General features: G+C 38.8%; 21 protein-coding genes. 9 read left to right on the top strand and 12 right to left on the bottom strand.

The genetic code is table 11. From position 1 onward, the window contains the following. Nucleotides 1-39: 39 nt before the first annotated feature. Nucleotides 40-699, top strand: coding sequence for a hypothetical protein (locus tag PLEUR7319_RS0110150; protein ID WP_026102431.1), 660 nt, complete (start codon nucleotides 40-42; stop codon nucleotides 697-699). A gap of 122 nt (nucleotides 700-821) precedes the next feature. Here the strand turns inward: PLEUR7319_RS0110150 and PLEUR7319_RS0110145 are convergent, their stop codons facing one another. From PLEUR7319_RS0110145 to ftsY, 7 genes are all read right to left on the bottom strand, one after another. Continuing rightward, nucleotides 822-1211 (bottom strand): type II toxin-antitoxin system death-on-curing family toxin, encoded by a 390-nt coding sequence (locus PLEUR7319_RS0110145; protein ID WP_019505113.1) that lies wholly within the window; start codon nucleotides 1209-1211, stop codon nucleotides 822-824. Beyond that, nucleotides 1208-1405 carry a ribbon-helix-helix protein, CopG family gene (locus PLEUR7319_RS0110140; RefSeq protein WP_019505112.1) on the bottom strand — a complete coding sequence of 66 codons (198 nt, stop codon included), beginning with the start codon at nucleotides 1403-1405 and terminating at the stop codon, nucleotides 1208-1210. Before PLEUR7319_RS0110140 ends, PLEUR7319_RS0110145 begins: the two co-directional genes overlap by 4 nt. A 49-nt stretch (nucleotides 1406-1454) precedes the next feature. Beyond that, nucleotides 1455-1910, bottom strand: coding sequence for an NUDIX hydrolase (locus PLEUR7319_RS0110135; protein WP_019505111.1), 456 nt, complete (start codon nucleotides 1908-1910; stop codon nucleotides 1455-1457). A gap of 105 nt (nucleotides 1911-2015) precedes the next feature. Continuing rightward, nucleotides 2016-3407 (bottom strand): argininosuccinate lyase, encoded by a 1392-nt coding sequence (gene argH, locus PLEUR7319_RS0110130; RefSeq protein ID WP_019505110.1) that lies wholly within the window; start codon nucleotides 3405-3407, stop codon nucleotides 2016-2018. 95 nt (nucleotides 3408-3502) lie between these two features. Then, nucleotides 3503-3721: a hypothetical protein gene (locus tag PLEUR7319_RS0110125; protein ID WP_019505109.1), complete on the bottom strand. Its 219-nt coding sequence runs from the start codon at nucleotides 3719-3721 to the stop codon at nucleotides 3503-3505. Nucleotides 3722-3817: 96 nt separating this feature from the next. Beyond that, nucleotides 3818-5266 carry a GAF domain-containing SpoIIE family protein phosphatase gene (locus tag PLEUR7319_RS0110120; protein WP_019505108.1) on the bottom strand — a complete coding sequence of 483 codons (1449 nt, stop codon included), beginning with the start codon at nucleotides 5264-5266 and terminating at the stop codon, nucleotides 3818-3820. Between the two features lie 273 nt (nucleotides 5267-5539). Further along, nucleotides 5540-7120: a signal recognition particle-docking protein FtsY gene (ftsY, locus tag PLEUR7319_RS0110115; protein ID WP_019505107.1), complete on the bottom strand. Its 1581-nt coding sequence runs from the start codon at nucleotides 7118-7120 to the stop codon at nucleotides 5540-5542. 150 nt (nucleotides 7121-7270) lie between these two features. On the opposite strand from ftsY, the gene PLEUR7319_RS0110110 reads away from it, so the two are divergent. Beyond that, nucleotides 7271-9079 carry a TRAP transporter fused permease subunit gene (locus PLEUR7319_RS0110110; RefSeq protein WP_019505106.1) on the top strand — a complete coding sequence of 603 codons (1809 nt, stop codon included), beginning with the start codon at nucleotides 7271-7273 and terminating at the stop codon, nucleotides 9077-9079. A 193-nt stretch (nucleotides 9080-9272) separates the two neighbouring features. On the opposite strand, the gene PLEUR7319_RS34820 is transcribed toward PLEUR7319_RS0110110, so the two are convergent. Then, the gene (locus PLEUR7319_RS34820) at nucleotides 9273-10472 is read right to left on the bottom strand and encodes a PstS family phosphate ABC transporter substrate-binding protein (protein ID WP_083892465.1); all 1200 of its coding nucleotides are present in this window, start codon (nucleotides 10470-10472) and stop codon (nucleotides 9273-9275) included. A 354-nt stretch (nucleotides 10473-10826) separates the two neighbouring features. Further along, complete coding sequence (locus PLEUR7319_RS0110100) at nucleotides 10827-11612, bottom strand: TIGR01548 family HAD-type hydrolase (protein WP_019505104.1); 786 nt, start codon at nucleotides 11610-11612, stop codon at nucleotides 10827-10829. A 73-nt stretch (nucleotides 11613-11685) separates the two neighbouring features. Between PLEUR7319_RS0110100 and PLEUR7319_RS0110095 the strand changes: the two genes are divergently transcribed. Continuing rightward, complete coding sequence (locus tag PLEUR7319_RS0110095; RefSeq protein WP_019505103.1) at nucleotides 11686-11994, top strand: 30S ribosomal protein PSRP-3; 309 nt, start codon at nucleotides 11686-11688, stop codon at nucleotides 11992-11994. A 156-nt stretch (nucleotides 11995-12150) separates the two neighbouring features. Here the strand turns inward: PLEUR7319_RS0110095 and atpC are convergent, their stop codons facing one another. Continuing rightward, on the bottom strand, nucleotides 12151-12561 hold the full coding sequence (gene atpC, locus PLEUR7319_RS0110090) for an ATP synthase F1 subunit epsilon (RefSeq protein WP_019505102.1): 411 nt from the start codon (nucleotides 12559-12561) through the stop codon (nucleotides 12151-12153). Between the two features lie 114 nt (nucleotides 12562-12675). Continuing rightward, on the bottom strand, nucleotides 12676-14130 hold the full coding sequence (gene atpD, locus PLEUR7319_RS0110085; RefSeq protein WP_019505101.1) for a F0F1 ATP synthase subunit beta: 1455 nt from the start codon (nucleotides 14128-14130) through the stop codon (nucleotides 12676-12678). A 601-nt stretch (nucleotides 14131-14731) separates the two neighbouring features. On the opposite strand from atpD, the gene PLEUR7319_RS0110080 reads away from it, so the two are divergent. The 3 genes from PLEUR7319_RS0110080 to PLEUR7319_RS34815 are packed head-to-tail and all read left to right on the top strand — an operon-like array spanning nucleotide 14732 to nucleotide 16186. Continuing rightward, nucleotides 14732-15346 carry a hypothetical protein gene (locus tag PLEUR7319_RS0110080; protein WP_026102430.1) on the top strand — a complete coding sequence of 205 codons (615 nt, stop codon included), beginning with the start codon at nucleotides 14732-14734 and terminating at the stop codon, nucleotides 15344-15346. Between the two features lie 54 nt (nucleotides 15347-15400). Continuing rightward, nucleotides 15401-15874 carry a hypothetical protein gene (locus PLEUR7319_RS0110075; RefSeq protein WP_026102429.1) on the top strand — a complete coding sequence of 158 codons (474 nt, stop codon included), beginning with the start codon at nucleotides 15401-15403 and terminating at the stop codon, nucleotides 15872-15874. Between the two features lie 54 nt (nucleotides 15875-15928). Then, nucleotides 15929-16186 (top strand): hypothetical protein, encoded by a 258-nt coding sequence (locus tag PLEUR7319_RS34815; protein WP_019505098.1) that lies wholly within the window; start codon nucleotides 15929-15931, stop codon nucleotides 16184-16186. Between the two features lie 94 nt (nucleotides 16187-16280). On the opposite strand, the gene PLEUR7319_RS0110065 is transcribed toward PLEUR7319_RS34815, so the two are convergent. Next, on the bottom strand, nucleotides 16281-17057 hold the full coding sequence (locus PLEUR7319_RS0110065) for a PD-(D/E)XK nuclease family protein (RefSeq protein ID WP_019505097.1): 777 nt from the start codon (nucleotides 17055-17057) through the stop codon (nucleotides 16281-16283). A 125-nt stretch (nucleotides 17058-17182) separates the two neighbouring features. Here PLEUR7319_RS0110065 and PLEUR7319_RS0110060 point away from each other — a divergent pair, with 125 nt between their 5' ends. The 3 genes from PLEUR7319_RS0110060 to PLEUR7319_RS0110050 all read left to right on the top strand — a co-directional run bounded on the left by PLEUR7319_RS0110060 (nucleotide 17183) and on the right by PLEUR7319_RS0110050 (nucleotide 20044). Next, nucleotides 17183-17959: a DUF1350 family protein gene (locus PLEUR7319_RS0110060; protein WP_019505096.1), complete on the top strand. Its 777-nt coding sequence runs from the start codon at nucleotides 17183-17185 to the stop codon at nucleotides 17957-17959. A 260-nt stretch (nucleotides 17960-18219) separates the two neighbouring features. Next, nucleotides 18220-19074, top strand: a complete 855-nt coding sequence (rfbF, locus tag PLEUR7319_RS0110055) for a glucose-1-phosphate cytidylyltransferase (RefSeq protein ID WP_019505095.1) — start codon at nucleotides 18220-18222, stop codon at nucleotides 19072-19074. Continuing rightward, a complete protein-coding gene (locus tag PLEUR7319_RS0110050; protein ID WP_071592911.1) occupies nucleotides 18998-20044 on the top strand; it encodes an NAD(P)-dependent oxidoreductase in 1047 nt (348 codons plus the stop codon). The genes rfbF and PLEUR7319_RS0110050 overlap by 77 nt, the downstream gene beginning before the upstream one ends. Nucleotides 20045-20089 lie beyond the last annotated feature (45 nt).

Raw genomic sequence — 20089 nt, 5'->3', positions numbered from 1 at the left:
TATTTATTTTGGAATAATTCTTTTTATCTATTACATACAATGGTACGCAAAATAATTTTTGGTTCGATTTGGTTAGCTTTTGTTCTTTATACAATTTTCTTTGCTCCAGCCCCGGTCGGACAAGAAACCTTAGACCTAATTATTAATCTTTCTATTATTAAGTGGGAAGGGATCAACCCGATAATCATCGCCATATTCTACATTATGGGAGTTTTCCCCTGGGTTTATGCTGCTTTTATCCTCTTTGATAGTCCAGGACAAAAAATTTCTGCTTATCCTTTTTTTATTGGTTCAATTGGTTTTGGGGCTTTCGCTCTATTACCTTATTTCGCTCTGCGCCAGCCTAATAATACTTGGAATGGAGAAAAAAATCTTTTACTTAAAGTCCTCGATTCCCGCTTGATGGCGATTTCATCATCTATAACTATCATTGTATTTATCGTATGGGGATTAACTAGAGGTGATTGGTCAGACTTCATGGCTCAATGGCAAACTAGTCAATTTATTCACATCATGAGCCTTGACTTTTGTCTACTGTGTCTATTATTTCCCGACATTCTGCAAGATGATATGGAGCGACGGGAAGTCAAACAAAAACAGTTTGTTTGGCTAGCTGTTTTAATTCCTTTATTGGGTCCTCTCGTTTATTGGTGTTTGCGTCCTCAGTTACCAGAAGTAGTAGCAGAATCAGTAACTTAATCAAATTATTGATTTTCTGGAGGTGTGTATAGCATTACAGGCTTGCGTTAGGACACTTATGACTTATTACTCATTACTCATGACTCGTTACTTACGAGCAATCAAATAAACATTGTCCTAATTTAACTTTGTACGGCTATATGTGTCTTAACCCAAGTGACGAAATCATCCCGTTTTAATTTTCCTGAAGCTATGGCGGAAATTTTTTGTACTTGTTCTTCTACATCCGCATTTATTTCTACACCGTTGATTGCTAAGAAAATTGCCATGGCAGCATGACCAGTACGTTGATTACCATCAACAAAAGGATGATTGACAATAATGGCAAATCCTAAAGTCGCAGCTTTATCAATTAGAGTAGGATAAAAGTCTTTTCCAGCAAAACTCATACGGGGTTTGGTTATCGTTGATTGCAGGATATTTAAATCCAAGATGCCTAAAGTCCCCCCTGACTGAGTAATTATCTGACGATGCAGCTCAATTACTTCCATTAAGCTAGGATAGCGAATCATACTAAACGTCGATACAATTCCTTATTTTGATTCAGAATTTTACTTGTCGCCTCGATAAAATCTTTTTGAGGATGATTTAACCAATCTTCAATACTAGCTCGAAGTAAATCTTGAGTAGAAATACCGCTTTCTTGTGCTAGTTGAGATAATTCTTCTAATCTTTCGTCGGGTATGTCGATAGTAATGGCAACCATAAAAATTAGTACCTATGCGGAATTCGATTTGAGACATTGGTCAAATTGACTAGGCGATAGTGACCGCATCATTAAGATAGTCTTGTAGTTGACGATCATGGTCGTGACTAAGATCACCTAAAGGTAATTCATCTTTGCTAAATGCCTTGACCTGCAAAACTTCTAGCTTATCTGCTGCTTTCAGCTCTCCTTGGGCTTCAACTTCTAACAAGATAGAAATTGAGTGTATTCGTGGGTCCCGTTCCGGATCGGAATAAACACCTCTTAATTGTCTGATTTTGGTTAGTTTTAATCCTGTTTCTTCTTTGAGTTCTCGATCAGCAGCATGGGGAATATCCTCGCCCCAATCAATTATGCCTCCTGGTAAACCCCATTTGCCTGAATCACTACGCTTAATTAAAACAATACGTCCATCAGGGAGAATCGGGATAATAGTAGTACCAGTTACGGGATGACGGAAAATAATACCCAGTACAGTGGAAATAAATTGCCAAGAACGACGCATAGAGTGAATGTAGAACATTAATTGCTACTTTAATAATAAAGTTTAGACAGTCAACATGGTCGGAAAACTTAATTAGTAAGCTTTCATTGGCTGGAGCTTTAAGTTTTAGGTATTAGTTTCCAGCAAAGATTCTGCCTTGGAGATTGCCTGCTGGACTTGAGCAAAACCAGTCCCACCGTAACTATTGCGGGCAGAAACTACCTGCTTAGGGGCGATCGCCTCATAGATATCGGCTTCAAAAGCTGGATGCAGTTGTTGCCATTCTTCTAATGTTAGATCTCGAAGCAGTTTTCCAGCAGCTAGGCTGGTTTTGACTACCTTCCCGACCAAATTATAAGCTTCACGAAAAGGTACATCTTTAGATGCTAAATAATCGGCTACATCTGTGGCATTGGAAAAGTCTTCGGCTACTGCATCTGCTAATCTAGCCGTTTGGAATTCTATTCCTTCTTGTAATAAGATCGTCATTGCTTCTAAGCAAGCTTTTACAGTTTTTACTCCATCAAAAATTCCTTCTTTATCTTCCTGTAAGTCTTTGTTATAAGCTAGGGGTAGACCTTTCATGACAACTAATAGAGCTTGAAGATGACCAAAGACACGACCTGTTTTGCCCCGCACTAATTCAGGAATATCAGGATTTTTCTTCTGAGGCATGATGCTAGATCCAGTGGCACAAGTATCTTTAAGGGTGATAAAACTAAACTCTTGAGATGCCCAGAGAATCATTTCTTCGCTTAAACGGCTGAGATGCACCATGATCAGGCTGGCAGCACAGAGGAATTCAATGGCAAAATCGCGATCGCTTACTCCATCAAGACTATTTTCGTACAGATGATCAAAACCTAATAACTCTGCACTATATTCTCGATCAATAGGAAAAGTGGTACCAGCTAGTGCGCCACAACCCAAGGGAGATATATTAGTACGTTTATAGACATCATTTAATCGTTCCCAATCTCGTTGCGCCATTTGGAAATAAGCTAGAAGATGATGAGCCAAACTTAAAGGTTGTGCCCTTTGCAGGTGGGTATAGCCAGGAATCAGAGTTTCAACATGATTTTTGCTATGGTTCAATAATGCTGCTTGAAATTGCTTCAATTGCCCCTGTATTTGCCTGATTTCTGCTCTTAAATAGAGCCTAATATCTGTTCCTACTTGATCGTTACGCGATCGCGCAGTATGAAGCTTTTTACCCACATCTCCGACAATTTCGATAAGTCGTTTTTCGACTGCAAAATGGACATCTTCTGCTTCCACTCCTGGATTAAAATTTCCTTGCCGATATTCCTGGCGAATTTGTTCTAAACCTGAGACTAACTGTTGGGCTTCTACTTCGGAAATAATTTTGGTTTTTGCCAGCATTTGGGCATGGGCAATGGAACCAGTTAGATCGTATTCAATTAATTCAATATCAAAACTAATACTGGCATTGAAAATAGCGATCGCTGGATTTAAAGCTGATTCAAAGCGATCGCTCCAGGTTTGTTGCTTGGTCACAGTAGAATATAAACGATTACACGACTAGATTATTTTAAATCTAAACTCTTACTTGTTACTTGTTACTTGTTACTTCTTTCCTGTAAGCAGCTATACTAACCCGTAAAACCTTTAAAAGTATAGCCAAAAAACATACCGATTAATAACGCCCAAACTTGTCCTGAATCAATAAAATTGTACCAAGCATCTTGAATTTGACCTAAAATATCAGGATCTTCAATGCTCTGTGCTAAAAGACTAGAGACGGGTAAAAGGTAATTGTGGTGAAATTCGATCATTACCGGTAAGAGTTGAGCGTTAAATAACGTTTCCATAAGATTCAATCGTTCTATTGTCAAAACTGAACCCAATTTAATCTCAGTTAACTCAAACCGCCACCAGAATAATAACTAATTATTAACTGTTAATTATTAACTCTTAATGGGCTGAACTTGCATCACAATAGAAGTCATATCATCGCCACTATTATTATTAGCACCGCTAAACTGTTTTACCTGTAAGAAAACATGCTCCAAAATTTCTTCTGGGGTTTCGAGGTGCTGACAAGCCCATTTAAAAGAGAGGCAAAGGTTTTCTTCATCGAAGCGATCGCCATTTTCATTGGCAGCATCAGTAAAACCATCAGTGTAATAAATAACTGTATCCCCAATAGCCAGCTGTACCGTAGCATCTTCGTATTCTGATTCCATGTCTAGACCGATAAGCATCCCCCAACTATCTAATTTTTCTAGGGTATCAGTTGCTTTACGCCACAGCAAAGGAGGATTATGAGCAGCATTAGTAAAAGAAAGAGTTTGCTTTTGAGGATCGTACTCCGAGTAAAACATACTCACAAAGCGGTGAGAATTTTCTAGATCTGCATACATCACTCGATTGAGATGTCGCATAATTTGAGCTGGAGAATGACGGTTTAAAACTTCAGCTCTAAGCATTCCTCTGGTCATAGTCATGATTAGTCCTGCGGGAACACCTTTACCCATGACATCACCAATCACAATACTCCAAGGAACAACAGATGCTGCTTCTGGTTGTCCGTTCCCTAAACGGTCATAATTGGTAGGAATAAAATCATAATAGTCTCCGCCCACACGACTTGCTGTTTCGCATTTAGCGGCAATTGCTAACCCCTGAATCTGAGGACACTTACTCGGCAAAAGGCGCAATTGAATTTCCGAAGCGATTTCTAATTCACGGTCTTGTCTTTCTTTGGAGCGTAATTCAACAGTTAATTCGTGATTAGCGATCGCTACTGCGGTCTGATCCGCTACAAGTTGAGTTAATTTTCTTCTGGTTGGTGTCCAAATATAGTCCAGCTCAGTACTAAATACATAAAGGCGACCTTGCTCGACGTTTCTGACTAAGATCGGAGTGCCAAAAAACTGAATACCTGAGCTTAATTCTTGGCAAATTTGGTCATCAATAATCTCTGATAGTTGGGAAGAGGCATTAACAGTTTTACGATGACTAATAGAAGATTCGTTGATCTGATAGTTTACTTTTTCAAATACGCGGCGTACTTCAAGACCTAGCTGATTATCCTGACAATGAATTTGTTCTAGATGTACTCTATTTCCTTTATATAAAACTAATGCTCCGCCAATGGCATCAGTAACTCTGGCTGCCATTAAGGGAGTTAATTCTAAAAATTGATTCAAATTACTAAAACTACGTAGGGCAAATCCTAGGGAGCTTAATAAATCTTGAACCTTGTTTTGCTCTCTTTGTAGATTAGCCACTAACTCTTTTAGTGCCAAAATAGGATTACTATCCTCTAGAGAGGATGGAGCAACACTATTATTATCTTGAGAGGGATGGCTATGAGAAGGTACGACAGTCATTGCCTCTACAAACTTAGACATTAGTTTTTCAATTCATCAGTCAGAAATATATGCAAAACACAGTAATACGAAGATATTTAACTTAACAGTCTCTAAAAAACTCCTAAGTTTATCTAATTTATAACTATCTTGCTAAAAACACTTAAAGACAGCTTTTATATTTTATTTACCGAAATATTGGAAATATTGGTTGATTTATGATAACTCGAATTAGCTAATACGCCAAGAAAATACCATAAAAACATATTAATTAATATCAATTAATATCAAACATTCACAAATATAGAGTTTTAGTTAACCATTAAGTAAAGCTTCCACAAATTCATAGCTAGAAAAAGGACGTAAATCTTCGATCCCCTCCCCGGCTCCAATAAAGCGAATTGGTAGATTTAACTGTTGAGTTACTGCCAAAGCTACACCACCTTTCGCACTTCCGTCCAGTTTAGTTAATACAACACCACTTAGGTTAGCTGCTTTAGAAAATACCTGTGCTTGGCGCAAGCCATTTTGCCCTAAGGTAGCATCTAAAACCAGTAAAGATTCTACTTTAGCATCGGGAGCTTTTTTATCGATAATACGACGAATTTTTGACAGTTCTGCCATCAAATTTTGCTTATTTTGAAGCCTTCCAGCTGTATCTACTAAGAGTAATTCGGTGTCTTTAGCTGTAGCGGCAGCGATCGCATCATATACTACTGCCGCTGGGTCGGTATTCTTGCCAGGGTTGGCAATTACAGGCGTATTAGTTCGTTCTCCCCACACTTGTACTTGTTGCACCGCTGCGGCACGAAAGGTATCGGCGGCAGCGATCAAACAGCTATAGCCAGATTTCTGACCTAGATTTGCTAGTTTACCAATAGTAGTAGTTTTCCCGGCTCCATTTACTCCGGTCAAGAGCCAAATATTAAACTCACCTTGTTCTGGGACAAAAGCATTATTCTTTTTCCCTTCAAGAGGTTTGTCCAAAATATCTTGCAAAATATTTTTCAAATAGGCGATCGCTTGATCTGGTGGTAAAGCTTCTTCTTTAAGTTTTGCTTGTAAAGTCTCAATAATATAGTCTGTCGCTTCAATTCCCACATCAGCTTGCAGCAGCAAACTCTCAATTTCCATTACGGCGTCTTCATTGAGAGGTCCTTTTCCCACAATAGATTTTAGCTGATTAACTAAGCCAATACGAGTTTTCCCTAACCCCTGGCGTAGTTTGGTTAACCAACTAATTTCTTCCTCTGAGACATCTTCTGCCGTTCTACCACTCTTAGCTAATACTTTAGATGACCAGATAAAATCTTCATCTAATTCTGTTTCTTCGGCTTTTTCTGTTATGGCTTCTTCTTGAGGAGCTTCAATAGCGGTTTCTTTGAGCTTTTCAAGTCCCTGAGATTTTTGCATCCAAGCAGGAACATTGGCATTTGGTTCAGTAATTTCTTTCGCAACTACTGCCTCTTGCTGCTTATCTTCTGTAGTAACTGTATCTATTTTTTTAGCTAAATTGGATGTCTCAGGCTCTTCTTGCGTGGCAATAACTTCAGTTTTTGCCTCAGGTTCTACTACGGTTGTTTCTGTTTCTTTTGTGTCAGACTGAGTAGTTGTTTCTTTTGCTGCTACCGTCGTAGTTCCTTCTTCTATTTTTGCCGTTTCAGATGTGCTTTCTTCCTTGTCTTCTGCTTCTTTTGACTCATTAGTAGATCCAGTATCAGCTTTACGTTGCTGAATATTTTGATAAGCAGCTTTAGCAAAAGCAAGATAATCTGGTTCGGTTATTTCCTTCTCAGATGACTCAGTCGATTTCTTAGAAACTTCTGGTTGAGCTTCAGCTGGTTGAGCTTCAGCTGGTTGTTTTGCTTTTTCGTTACGGCGAAACCAATTAAACATTGTGTAGGAGAAGATGAATCTTTTTTTTAATCATTTTTATCAGTTTAATGATAATACCAAGGTTAAATCCACTATTGTTTTTCTTGCTTGGTGGTAATTACACTACAACCAGCTACTTAAGTAGAAAGTTTTTTAATGTACAAATCAACCGTGAACCAAAGCGAAACCTCAAAATACCTAGCGACAGGAACATTAAGAAAAAAACTTAAACCTTTGATTTACGGGCTAGCTATTGTCATCTCTTTGTTTCACCTATGGGTTAATACCTTTGGTACGATCAGTGAGTTTTGGCGCAATAGCCTTCATTTAGGAATGCTGGGTGCGATCGGTTTTTTGATTTATCCTTTGCAAGAAGGTTTTAAGGCTCGTTCGTCTATCATCGTCGACCTTGGGCTAAGTATGTTGATGTTATTTTCATCTGTCTACTTTATCTTGGTTGAGGATGCTTTAATTGAACGCAATCTAGAGCTGACGGGAATCGATTCAGTAGTGGGTGTGGTTGCCATTGTTTTGACTTTAGAACTGGCACGAAGAACTTCGGGTATCGTCATCCCCTTACTCGGTATTTTTTTTCTGAGCTATATTTTGTGGTGGGGTAAGTTTATCGATGGTGCATTTTATTTTCGAGGTCTGAGGTTAACTAGGGTTCTCTATCGGATGTGTTTTACCGATGAAGGGCTATTTGGGACGACCACTTCTATTTCTTCTACATCTGTGTTTATGTTCGTTCTGTTTGCTTCTTTTCTGTTGATTGGAGGAGGAACTGACTTTATTATCAAGCTGGCCAAAGCTCTGACTAAGAAAATAACGGGTGGTTCTGGTTTAGTGGCAGTCTTGGCTTCGGGGCTTATGGGAACAATCTCGGGGAGTGCGATCGCCAATACCGTATCTACTGGTTCGATTACGATTCCCATGATGAAACGGACTGGTTTTCAAGCCGATTTTGCAGCGGGAGTAGAAACGGCAGCTTCAGTTGGCGGACAATTAATGCCTCCGGTGATGGGTGCTGGGGCTTTTATTATGAGTCAGTGGACGGGATTCCCCTATCAAACCATTATCAGCGTGGCTTTCCTGCCAGCGTTAATGTATTTTGCCACTGTCGGTTTTTATGTCTGGTTAACCGCAGGTAAGAATCAACTAAGGATAGTAGATGAACCCACAACTCAAATTCCTCATCTACGCCAAGAAGGGATTACTTTTATCCTGCCGATTACAGTTTTGGTAGGGTTATTAATCCTTGGTTATACACCTACCTATGCCGCAGGATATAGTATCTTAGCCGTCATTGTTAGCTCCTGGTTGAGCGATCGCCCGATGAAGCTTAAAGATATTCTTGATGCTTTGGCACTAGGAGCCAAAAATATGGTGGTCACGGGGATTTTATTAGTAGCAGCAGGATTAATTATCGGTACTATTGCTACGACGGGAATGTCGATTACTTTTTCCCAGATACTGATAGATTGGTCGGGCGGTAACTTATTTTTGGCTTTGATCTCAATTGCCTTGGCTTCTTTGATTCTGGGAATGGGTTTGCCTGTTACTGCTGCCTACATTATGCTAGCGGTTTTAGCGGCACCAGCTCTAGAAAACATGGGTATTTCCCTTTTAGCAGCGCACCTGATTATTTTTTGGCTTTCACAAGATTCCAATGTTACCCCTCCTGTTTGTCTAGCAGCCTATGCAGCGGCAGGAATTGCGAAAACTTCTCCTCTGAAAGCAGCGGTTTGCGCTTGGAAATTAGCTAAGGGTTTGTATATTATGCCCTTGTTGTTTGCCTACACTGCCTTGATAGATGGAAGTTGGGGCGAACGATTATTAGTCTTTGGTTTTGGTTCAATCGGGCTTTTTATTTTGACTACTGCTATTGTCGGATTTTGCGGGCGACCTTTGAATAGACTAGTAAGGGTGGTATTATTCACCCTATCACTAATAGTTTTTAAACTAGTACAGTCAATTTAAAGTTAATAATTTTTCAGCTGAAATACTACGAATTTATAGTAATTTCAAATAGCACTCAGACGATTTTCGGAAAAAGTAGCAAATAGCAAATAGCAAATAGCAAATAGCAAATAGCAAGTAATATTTTAGGCTGCTGCTAATACAGATCTACCATAAGGAAATTAATTGGAATGACTATACCCAACTTTTCAGCTTAAAAACTTTTTATCGGCACAAACCCAGCTTTCTCGATTTGTTTTTGTCCTAAATCTGATAGCCAAATATTAGCATAAGCTAATCCTGCTAGTTCATCGATAGTTCCGTCAAGACGAACGCCAATAAAGAAGCGACGCAATAAAGGATAATTACCGTTTTGCAAATCTTTAGTATTGATCTTTCTCGGTGACTCATCAGATGCCCTTTTAGTGAAAGGGTTAACATAATCACGAGAATTTCCCCTGGCTAAAAGTAATGGTTCGACACTTCGCTGATTGGCAATTATAGCTGCAGAAGCATAGCTAATACCACCAGGAGTTGCACTAACCTTACGGATAGCATCTGTATAGTCTCTTACATATTGTGCGTCTTCGCTAAACCGTTCTAATTCAGGCTCCCCAAACAGAAGTAGTAAGGTACTGGGAGCTATTTTCGGATCGAAGACAAATGGTACTACTGGTAAATTTGGTCCACCTACCTGTTGCCAATTAGTAATTTCGCCCAGAATCATGTTTCTTACCTGGTTTATCGTCAGCCTATCTACTGGTAAAGCAGAATTAACAAAAAATACGATTCCATCACTGGCAATGGGAATTTGTTGCAAAGTGACAGCTCTTCTTCTAGCTATTTCATACTCAGAATCCCTTAATGGTCGGGATAGTTCGGCAAAACTAACCATTCCATCAAGCAGCATAGCTACGCTAGTACTAGAGCCTGGTTTAGTATATGCTGGAGGTTCTTTATATTGTGTTTTAAATCCTGGAAAGGCTCGATTTATTTCCTTTGAGATTTCTGGAGTATGCAAAGGAGAAAAAGGAATAGAACTACCGTACCAAAATAATCCTTGAGGAACATTTTCAACTTCTGCTAAACTAGCCTCAAATTCTAGCTGAGAATCATCTTCTGCTATAGACTTTTTTGACTGCGTATTGACTAGACTGCTGTTGCGCTCTTGTAAGATGAGACTGCCTATAATTCCCGTAGCTAGACCAACAGCCAAACCAATCAGAATAAATTTTAAATATTTTTGAGTAATTCCTCTAGCTTTTGGACTACTTGTCTCTGATTTTTTTGAAGCAAAAATCGGTCTTTTGACAGAAGCCGCCAGAAAAGACATTCCACAACATTCACATTTTCTAGCTGAAAGTGAATTTTCACTATAGCTACAACGGGGACAGATTAGTTTTTTAGTACTCATTATATTCTACAAAAGAAATGGCTAAAGCTTCTTGACACAGGGCTGAATCAACTTTTTGTACAATTAATTTAAATATCAAATTTAAGCTTTATCAATGCTTGTGAGATGACTTTTGCTATAAATATTTCATATTTTTAATAATTTTTTAGTTTTGGAGATTACAGCAAAAGAAAGCCCACGTGCTTTAGCCGTGGGAGTAGGTCAATTCCTCGTATCTAGTTAGTAACGTTTAAATTGATATGTTGTTTATGTATCAGACATATTGTTGGATCAGCGATTACCCCTTTTCCAGTGGCGATCCGAAGGCTACGCGGGACGTAATCGCTTTTTATCATGCTATTAGCTGTTGAAGTTTCAAATGAGTTCTTTAATCATTGGCAGATCTAATTTTTCAACATTGCTCAAAACAATTTCCGCGCCAGCCGCCATTAATTTTTGAGCGTAATCTGCTTTCCTTGTCTCCGAGATTTGCACATGAGGAGGAAGAATACCGACACCAATCCAGTTGCGTCCTGGTTTAATTTCTTGGGCTTTGACTACTGTATACATATCAGCCACTGTATCCCCTAAATAAAGTACAGGTATATTTGCTGGTATGGTCTCAATCTTAGACACAGCAGCAAACATTCCGGCTGGATCTGGTTTACTTGGTGCATCTTCCATTGCCACTAAAATAGGGTTGTTTAACTGTAATCGCTGTTTTAAGATATATTCGGCTGAACCTCTAGTTGCACCACTAAAAAAGCCCCAACCAATCTGATCTTTAGTCAATTGCTGAAAATAATTGTTAGATACGAGTAAAGGTTCTTGGGCAATATAACCGTCAAATAGCTCAGGATTTTTGCCACGGTAACGTTCTTGAAAATAATCCACTATGCTCTCATAATTTAACGCTATTTCTTCTCGGCTTTTGTCGAGGGCTTCAAAATAACGATAGGTTAATTCTTGAGATGCTTCCCAATCATTATTCCAAATTCCCTCTGACTTAAGATTATCTAAGTCTTCCATGGTTGGTCGCCAACCACCAGCGGTAAACTTTTCTACGGTATCGGCGAGCGCTTTACGATAGGAATTCCCCACATCTCTGATCACACCATCAATATCAAAAATGACTATTGCTATTAATTGATCTTTATTCATGTTCGCAATCTAGTATAATTAGGATTGGTTAATTATGTTAAATAATAGTTAAGTGTAATTTTCGGAGGCTTAATTGGAGTCAGAGTCAAGATTTATATTAAAAGTCCTGTGGTTAGATAAGAACGTAGCGATCGCAGTAGATCAGGTAGTAGGCAAAGGAACAAGTCCGTTAACAGCTTATTACTTTTGGCCTCGCAATGATGCTTGGCAACAGCTTAAGGACGAATTAGAATCAAAGCATTGGATTGAAGAAGCAGAAAGTATTGACATCCTTAACCAAGCTACAGAGGTGATCAATTTTTGGACAGAAAGAGGCAAAACTACTCCTATGACCCAGGCACAGACAAAGTTCCCCAACATTATGTTTACTGGAACCAACTAAATATTAAGAGATAATTGATTTTCGAAATCTTAGCTTCTAAATCCAATATTATAATTTCTCTTAAATAATCAAATAGATTAGGGCAGAACAACATTAAATTCTGCCCTTTTTTTTGAGTACAGTTTTTTTCGCTTAACAACGAATTAACATCCTAATTTAAACCATACCACCAGCAGCCTGAAAACGAGCCCTGGCTTTCTTCATAGCAGTTTCTGCCTGGATTTTCTCTTGGCGAACGTCACTATTTTCGACTTGCTGGAAACGAGCTTGAGCCTTTTCAAACTCTGTACGAGCAGTATCTTTATCGATGTTATCTCCTAATTCAGCTCCGTTAACTAAGATTTTGATTTCATTATTTTCTACTTCAGCAAACCCTCCCATCAGAGCGATCGCTTTCCAGTCCTTATCTGGACGAACGCGCATTACGCCAACCTCTAAGGCAGTTAGGAGAGGAGCGTGACCAGAAAGAACCCCTAATTGTCCAGTGGTGCTGGGTAGAATAATCTCTTCTACTTGATCGTCCAAGACTGTTTTGTCTGGAGTAATTACTTTTACGGTTAACGCCATTTGTTTAACTATTATTTATTAATCTATTATTAATCAGCGTCAAGTAGACAGTTATCAGCAATCAATCTAAGCTAACTGGTAGTTGATTACTGATTACTGATTACTGATTACTGATTAAGCAGCAGCTTGAAGTTTTTCCGCTTTTGCTTTTGCCTCTTCAATATCGCCAACAAGATAGAATGCCTGCTCAGGCAGATCGTCTAATTCTCCGTCGAGAATCATTTGGAAACCTTTGATAGTCTGCTCTAAAGTCACATACTTGCCAGGTGCACCAGTAAAGACTTCAGCCACAAAGAAAGGTTGTGACAAGAAGCGTTCGATTTTACGAGCACGGTCTACAGTTAAGCGATCTTCCTCAGAAAGTTCGTCTAAACCGAGAATAGCAATAATATCTTGTAGTTCTTTATAACGTTGCAGAGTAGACTGAACTGCACGAGCAGTACTGTAGTGTTCATCCCCAACAATGCTAGGCTGTAGCATTGTGCTAGTGGAATCTAGCGGATCTACCGCAGGATAAATACCTTTAGAAGCTAAAGCACGAGACAGTACAGTAGTTCCGTCTAGGTGGGCAAAAGTAGTCGCCGGAGCAGGGTCTGTTAAATCATCCGCAGGTACATATACCGCTTGGATCGAAGTAATTGAACCTTCTTTAGTAGATGTAATACGTTCTTGTAAGTCGCCAACATCAGTACCTAAAGTAGGCTGATATCCTACCGCAGATGGCATCCGACCTAATAGTGCAGATACCTCAGAACCAGCTTGTACAAACCGGAAAATATTATCAATAAATAGCAGTACGTCTTGTTTATTAACGTCACGGAAATATTCTGCCATCGTCAACGCCGATAAACCAACGCGCATTCTTGCTCCAGGTGGTTCATTCATCTGACCATAGACCAAGGCAATCTTAGATTCTTCTGGGTTATCAGCATTAATCACGTTGGATTCGATCATCTCGTTGTAAAGGTCATTACCTTCACGAGTACGTTCACCAACACCGCCAAATACCGATACACCACCGTGCTGAATCGCGATGTTGTTGATTAATTCCATCATAATAACGGTTTTACCAACACCAGCACCGCCGAATAGACCAATTTTTCCACCCTGACGATAGGGTGTAAGCAAGTCAACAACCTTGATTCCAGTTTCAAATACTTTAGGTGCAGTTTCTAAATCAGTTAGTTTGGGAGCCGGTCTATGAATCGGGAAGGTCTCTTCATTGTTAACAGGACCTTTGTTGTCTACTGGTTCACCGAGAACGTTGAAAATTCTACCTAAAGTTGCTTTGCCTACAGGTACATTAATAGCTGCGCCAGTATCGACAATATCCATGCCTCTGACCAACCCATCAGTACCACTCATGGCAACAGCTCGAACCTGGTTGTCACCAAGTAGTTGTTGCACTTCACAAGTGACTGAAACATCTTGTCCAGCAGGGTTTTTACCTTCTACTTTTAAAGCATTATAAATACGTGGCATTTTGCCACTAGGAAACTCGGCATCAAGTACGGGGCCGATAATTTGAGTAATTTTACCAGTGTTTGTTTTATCAGTGGTGGCTACCATTTTTTAATATCTACTTGGTGGTTAGCTGTTTTATATGGCAGGTAAAATCTTAATTAAGTGTAAAATTTTGCCATCTTCAAGATTATCATTTATCGATTCATCTGAAAACTTTACTTTTATAGTTATCTAGGTCTATTTTGGTTCCACTTGATGAGAAATAATAGCTGATTAAGTTATGCCTGCTGATGTTAACTAGAATTAAATTGAGTTAACTAAAGTAAGCTTACTACGCCAAATGACTAATAATCTCAATTCTTTGTAAGACAGAATACATATTGTTTTGAGCCAATTTTATGATTGTCGCGTTACATTGTAGATTTGTACAAAATTTAAGTAAAAATACCCAAGAATTTTACTGTTGTTTACCTTAATTTGTTTATGACAGCTAGTTGGAATGATTTTCTTACTGATATTGGTATTGCTAACTAATATCAATTATTAGCTGAAATTCTCATAGTAGCTGTTGAAGGATTCATTGGTTTGCTTTTGTTGCTCTTCGTGCAGTTGAATCAAAATTACGTTGAGAATCTAATACCGAATCAATAAATTCCTTTGTACCTAGATAATTTGGAGAAATATCACCTTTATGAACAAAGAAACAATGGCAGTTCATTCACATGATTCACAAGTCTTGAGACCAGTTCAACGGAAAGATATCGCAACAGTTTGCATCTATGGTCTGAGTTTATTATCAGCTGGTTTATTTCTCTTTTTACCATTGGTTAATCTCCTCAGTCCTAGTCCCTGGCAACGTTATATGGGAGCAATTCATGGTTGCGCCTCTTTATTAGCAGTTGTAGTGATTGCTTATGCGGGACACATGGCTTTTCCGTTGCTCAGAGGAAATGCCAAAATCTTACCTCAGATGCGTACTTTAACTTTTTGGGCGAGTTTTTTAGCTTTTTTAGCTATTGCTTCGGGAAATTGGGTCTATATGCGCTACCGTGCACCTGTTAATGGAGCAAGAGCTTGGTTAAGGGAAAATACTCCTTTGGTTCATTATCTCTTTATGGAATATCACGAGTTCACAGTACTATTTACGCTGCCGTTGGGTATTGCTTGTACTTGGAGTTTGTGGAAGTATGGCGATTCTATTTTGGAAAGACAACACAGAACGGTCTTGACAGCTACTTGCCTGGGCTTAATGGCAATGATGTTTTTTGCAATCGGCGGTTTAGTGAGTGGTTTGAATGTCGCTAGAATTCACTCTCTATAGATTAAATTTTTGCAGTTAGTTACTTAGTGTTACTTGGCTTAGTTATTTGGGCTTATGAATAGACAACAATCGACATCTTCGCAATTCTCACCTTGGTACGTCAAGCTAGGCGATCGCGTGAGATACTTTCCTCAGATATTAGCTAGAGGGGCAAAACATCCGCCCTCTTCATCGGGTTCAGCTGCCGCAGCTTTAGTTAGTGCTGCTTTTGGCTGTTTTTTTATGATGGTTAATCAGCATTTTACGACTATCTTCAAAACTTGGAATGAAATTGTTTGGAACTTGGGAGGATGGATTCCTGGCAGTAAAAACCCCGATCCCCTATACGGAGAAATTGGGAGTTATTCTGGCAAAGAAACTCTATTATTGATTAGCTGGTTAGGAAGTTGGCTAATTCTCAGTTGGTTATGGCGCGATCGCGAGATTAAAACTCGTACAATTTTTTCTGGTTTAATTTTTCTGTTGGTTGCTGCCACAGTCATGAACTGGCATCCTTTGTTTCCCTATTTACCTTTGATGCCTAAATAATTCAACCTGAATTTTGTCAGATTACTTTTCAGTTCAATTATCAAATAGAACCTTATGCTAAAAGAAACAAAACAACAGCAATCTGCTGACGAATTAAACAATAGCCAACAAATAATGGTTGAGACCTCACAAAAAAGAGGTTTGTACAAATATGTTTGGGGTTTAGTCGGAATTTGGCTGTTATTTCTGGCTACTTTTCCCGTAGCTTGCTTTCGTGTAGCTCAAAGCGAGAAATTTGAGGGTCAACCCTTAAAATCGATGACCTGGGAGGAGAATCAAAAGGATAACTTAGCCTATCCAACCAAGAAATAATAGAACTCTTGCTAGATTGACCAACGGTCACGGCATTATATTTCTCAGGTCGCCATCAGGATCTCGAATATATTAGCCAGAGGTAAACTTTAAATTAAATAGAGATTTCCTCAATCTCGTTAATTGATCTGATCCATTCTTGATGGCGATCTTTACTTTCCTCCGCTAACAGATGACTATAGGGACAGTTATCTTGGCAATTAGTTCGATGAGGAAAATCAACTTCGTAGTCCTGGTAATTTTGCCACCATGTTTCTAGGTTAATTAATAAATCAGCTAAATCTTGTTCAGTTTGTTGGTGTTGTGGCTGACTGTAGTTAAAGATCATGCTTTGTGGCTTGCCAGATTTAACAAACCAATAAATCATTTTGATTTGCTCGGGAGCATAATCAGAAGTTTCTGCTAATACATACAGATATAAGCGGTTTTGCCAGTCATGAGCCAACTTATCGCGACGAGGCGGCTGACGATAGGTTTTCCAGTCAAAAATTGTTGCTCGCTCTTTTTCAGCAACCAATAAGTCATAAATTACCGTCAACAGAAATTTGCCACTTCTTAAGGTGCGACAATGTTCCGCTTCTCGCCAGAGGTCTTCCTTTGGAGACAAGATGTGGGGAGCAGCATCAATTAACGCAGTTATAGAACGATCTAGCTCTGAATCAGATTCGAGTAAAGATGTGATCGGTAATCCAAGTTGTTTTTGCTGCATCAGGAGGTGAAAACGGTTCCCCCATCTCAGACTATCTTCTTGTTGAGGATCGGGAAGTGAACCCAGAGAGTCTAAAAAAACCTGTTGGAACCTAGGAGGACAAATACTGAGTAAGTTTAAATGACTTTGAGATAGACGAATTAAATCTAATTTTTTTCGCATATTTATACTCTATAATGAGCGATCTTTATTTCTTAATAACTTATTTTATTCAAGTGAGTTATGTTAATTAAATATTAGTTAACCTTGATCGTAAAACTAAGAGTAATTACCAAACTATTAATAATATGGAATGGCAAGAAATCTCCGGTAACTGGGTTTACCTTCCCCGTCAAGAGATAATCGGGATCGTGCATTTTTTAGGTGGGGCCTTCGTTGCTACTGCTCCACAGTTTTCTTATTCTTCTATATTAGAGCAAATTGCTCAAGCTGGCTACGGAATTGTTGCTACTCCTTTCCTTAATACTTTCGATCATTTGGCGATCGCTCGTGAAGTTTTAAACCGTTTTGAAACAGCGTTAGAACGATTGCAAAAAACCAATAGATTAGGTAAACGTTATCTACCAATCTATGGTATTGGTCATAGCATGGGATGTAAATTACATCTCTTGATTGGTAGCTTGTATGAAGTAGAAAGAGCTGGCAACATTCTAATTTCGTTTAATAATTACCCTGCAAATAGAGCGATCCCTTTAATGGAACAGTTTGATCTTAGTCCAGTTTTTGATGTTGAATTTATTCCTTCTCCGCTACAAACAGAACAATTAATTGCCGATAATTACTGTATTCGTCGTAACCTTTTGATTAAATTTAGTCAGGACGATCTCGATCAGACTATTGACTTAAATCCAGTGTTACAAAAGCGTTTCCCTGAGATGATCACCTTGCGTACATTAACCGGAACTCATCTAACACCTCTGAGCCAAAATATTCGCTGGCAAACAGGAGAAATATTCACTCCTTTTGATGCGATCGGACAGTGGGTAAATCAAAAACTTTCTGGAAATTTAATGGAATTGAAACAAGAAGTTTTAACTTGGTTAAATCCCATGCTAGCTTTTTAAAGTTTTTATCAAGAGAGTAATTTCCTTGGTTTTAAAAGGTTGTAAACAACTTAGGTATTTCATTTTAGATACAAATAGTTTATTTAGAACGATTTTGTCACCATAGCTTTATAAAAACTTTAAACTAAAATGACTCTCAGTATATTTACAATCAATTTAACGTAAAGCTAATTTGTATTGATTAAATAATATTACTTAGCTGATTAATAGAATTATCTGATTTTATTTGAACCTCATTCGCTGACAGCGAGGGAAAAATTATGAAAGTAGCCTTTCTTGCAGGTGGTCTAGGAACTCGTATCTCGGAAGAAACGGAAAACAAGCCCAAACCAATGGTAGAAATTGGCGGACAACCAATTCTCTGGCATATTATGATGCACTACTATAAGTATGGCTTTAAAGACTTTACTATTGCTTTAGGTTATAAAGGTGCAGTAATCAAAAAATATATGGTGGATTATTGCGCCATTAATAGTAACCTTACTATCAATATCCGCGACGGAAAGGTTAAAACTCATGGGGGTTATCAATTAGATTGGAACGTAAACCTAATTGATACAGGACTTAAAACCAACACTGGGGGACGCATCAAACGTCTTGCTCCCTATATGGGTCAGGAAACATTTATGCTTACTTGGGGTGACGGAGTTTCCAATGTCAACTTGAAAGAGTTGCTAGCTTTCCATCGTTCTCATGGTAAACTCGCTACTTTGACTGCCGTTCGTCCTCCAGCGCGTTTTGGTCATTTGGATTTAGCTGGAAATCAGATCTCCGAATTTTCAGAAAAACCTCAAACTAAGGAGGGCTGGATTAACGGTGCTTTCTTTGTTTTGGAACCCGAAATCTTTGACTATATTGATGGGGACAAAACTCAGTGGGAAAAAGAGCCATTAGAAAGATTAGCCAAAGATGGGCAATTGATGGCTTATAAACACGATGGTTTCTGGCAATGCATGGATACCTTAAGAGATAAACGTCGCTTAGAAGCTCTTTGGGCTAGTGGTAACGCACCTTGGAAAACTTGGGAGGATCAAACATATGAAAATATTGGTGACTGGTCACAAGGGGTACATTGGAACACTAATGGTGCCAATGCTCCTCGACAAAGGGTATGATGTCGTCGGTCTAGATACTGATTTATATGCCAGAAGTACTTTTGGTGAGGGAATTGTGGAAATTCCTGAAATCAAGAAGGACGTTCGAGATGTGGAATTAGAGGATTTAGCAGGATTTGAAGCCGTATTTCATTTGGCTGGTCTTTCTAATGACCCTTTGGGTAATCTCAATCCTCAGTTAACTGAGGATATTAACTATTTAGCTTCGGTTAAACTAGCTAAATTAGCCAAGCAGGCTGGCGTTACTCGCTATGTTTTCTCCTCTTCTTGTAGCAACTATGGTGCAGGGGGTGAAGATTGGCTCGATGAAAAATCGGATTTTAATCCCGTTACCCCTTATGGTCTGTCTAAAGTAAACTCAGAACGAGAAATTAGTAAGCTTGCTGACGATGACTTTAGTCCTACCTTCTTGCGAAATGCTACCGCCTATGGTGTATCACCAAGAATAAGGTTCGATTTAGTACTTAATAATTTAGCGGCTTGGGCATTTACCAAGGGCTTAGTATACATCAAGAGTGATGGTACTCCTTGGCGACCTATTGTCCATATCGAAGATATCTCTAGAGCGTTTATTGCTGTAGTTGAGGCACCACGAGAATTGATTCATAACGAGGCTTTTAATGTTGGTCGTAACGAAGATAACTATCGAATTCGTGATTTAGCTGAAATTGTTCAAGCAACAGTTCCCAACTGTCGGATTGAATATGCTCCTGATGCTGGTCCTGATAAGCGTTGTTATCGAGTTGACTGTAGTAAAATTGCCAGAGTTTTACCTAATTTTCAGCCTCAGTGGAACGCTCGTAAAGGTGCCGCTGAACTATATGAAGCCTATCAGAAAGTCGGCTTGACCTTGGAGGAATTTGAAGGAACTAAATACCAAAGAATTGCTCATATTAAGTACTTAATAAGTAATGAATTGTTGGATAGCGAATTACGTTGGCAACGGGAAAAGCTAACAACTGTAGAGTAGCTTCAAAGTTTATTTAGTTAAATGCTTGAATAAAGCAAATTGAAG

The organism is Pleurocapsa sp. PCC 7319 (genome assembly GCF_000332195.1).
Taxonomy (GTDB): Bacteria; Cyanobacteriota; Cyanobacteriia; order Cyanobacteriales; family Xenococcaceae; genus Waterburya.
This window is presented reverse-complemented; position numbering and strand designations above follow the sequence as displayed.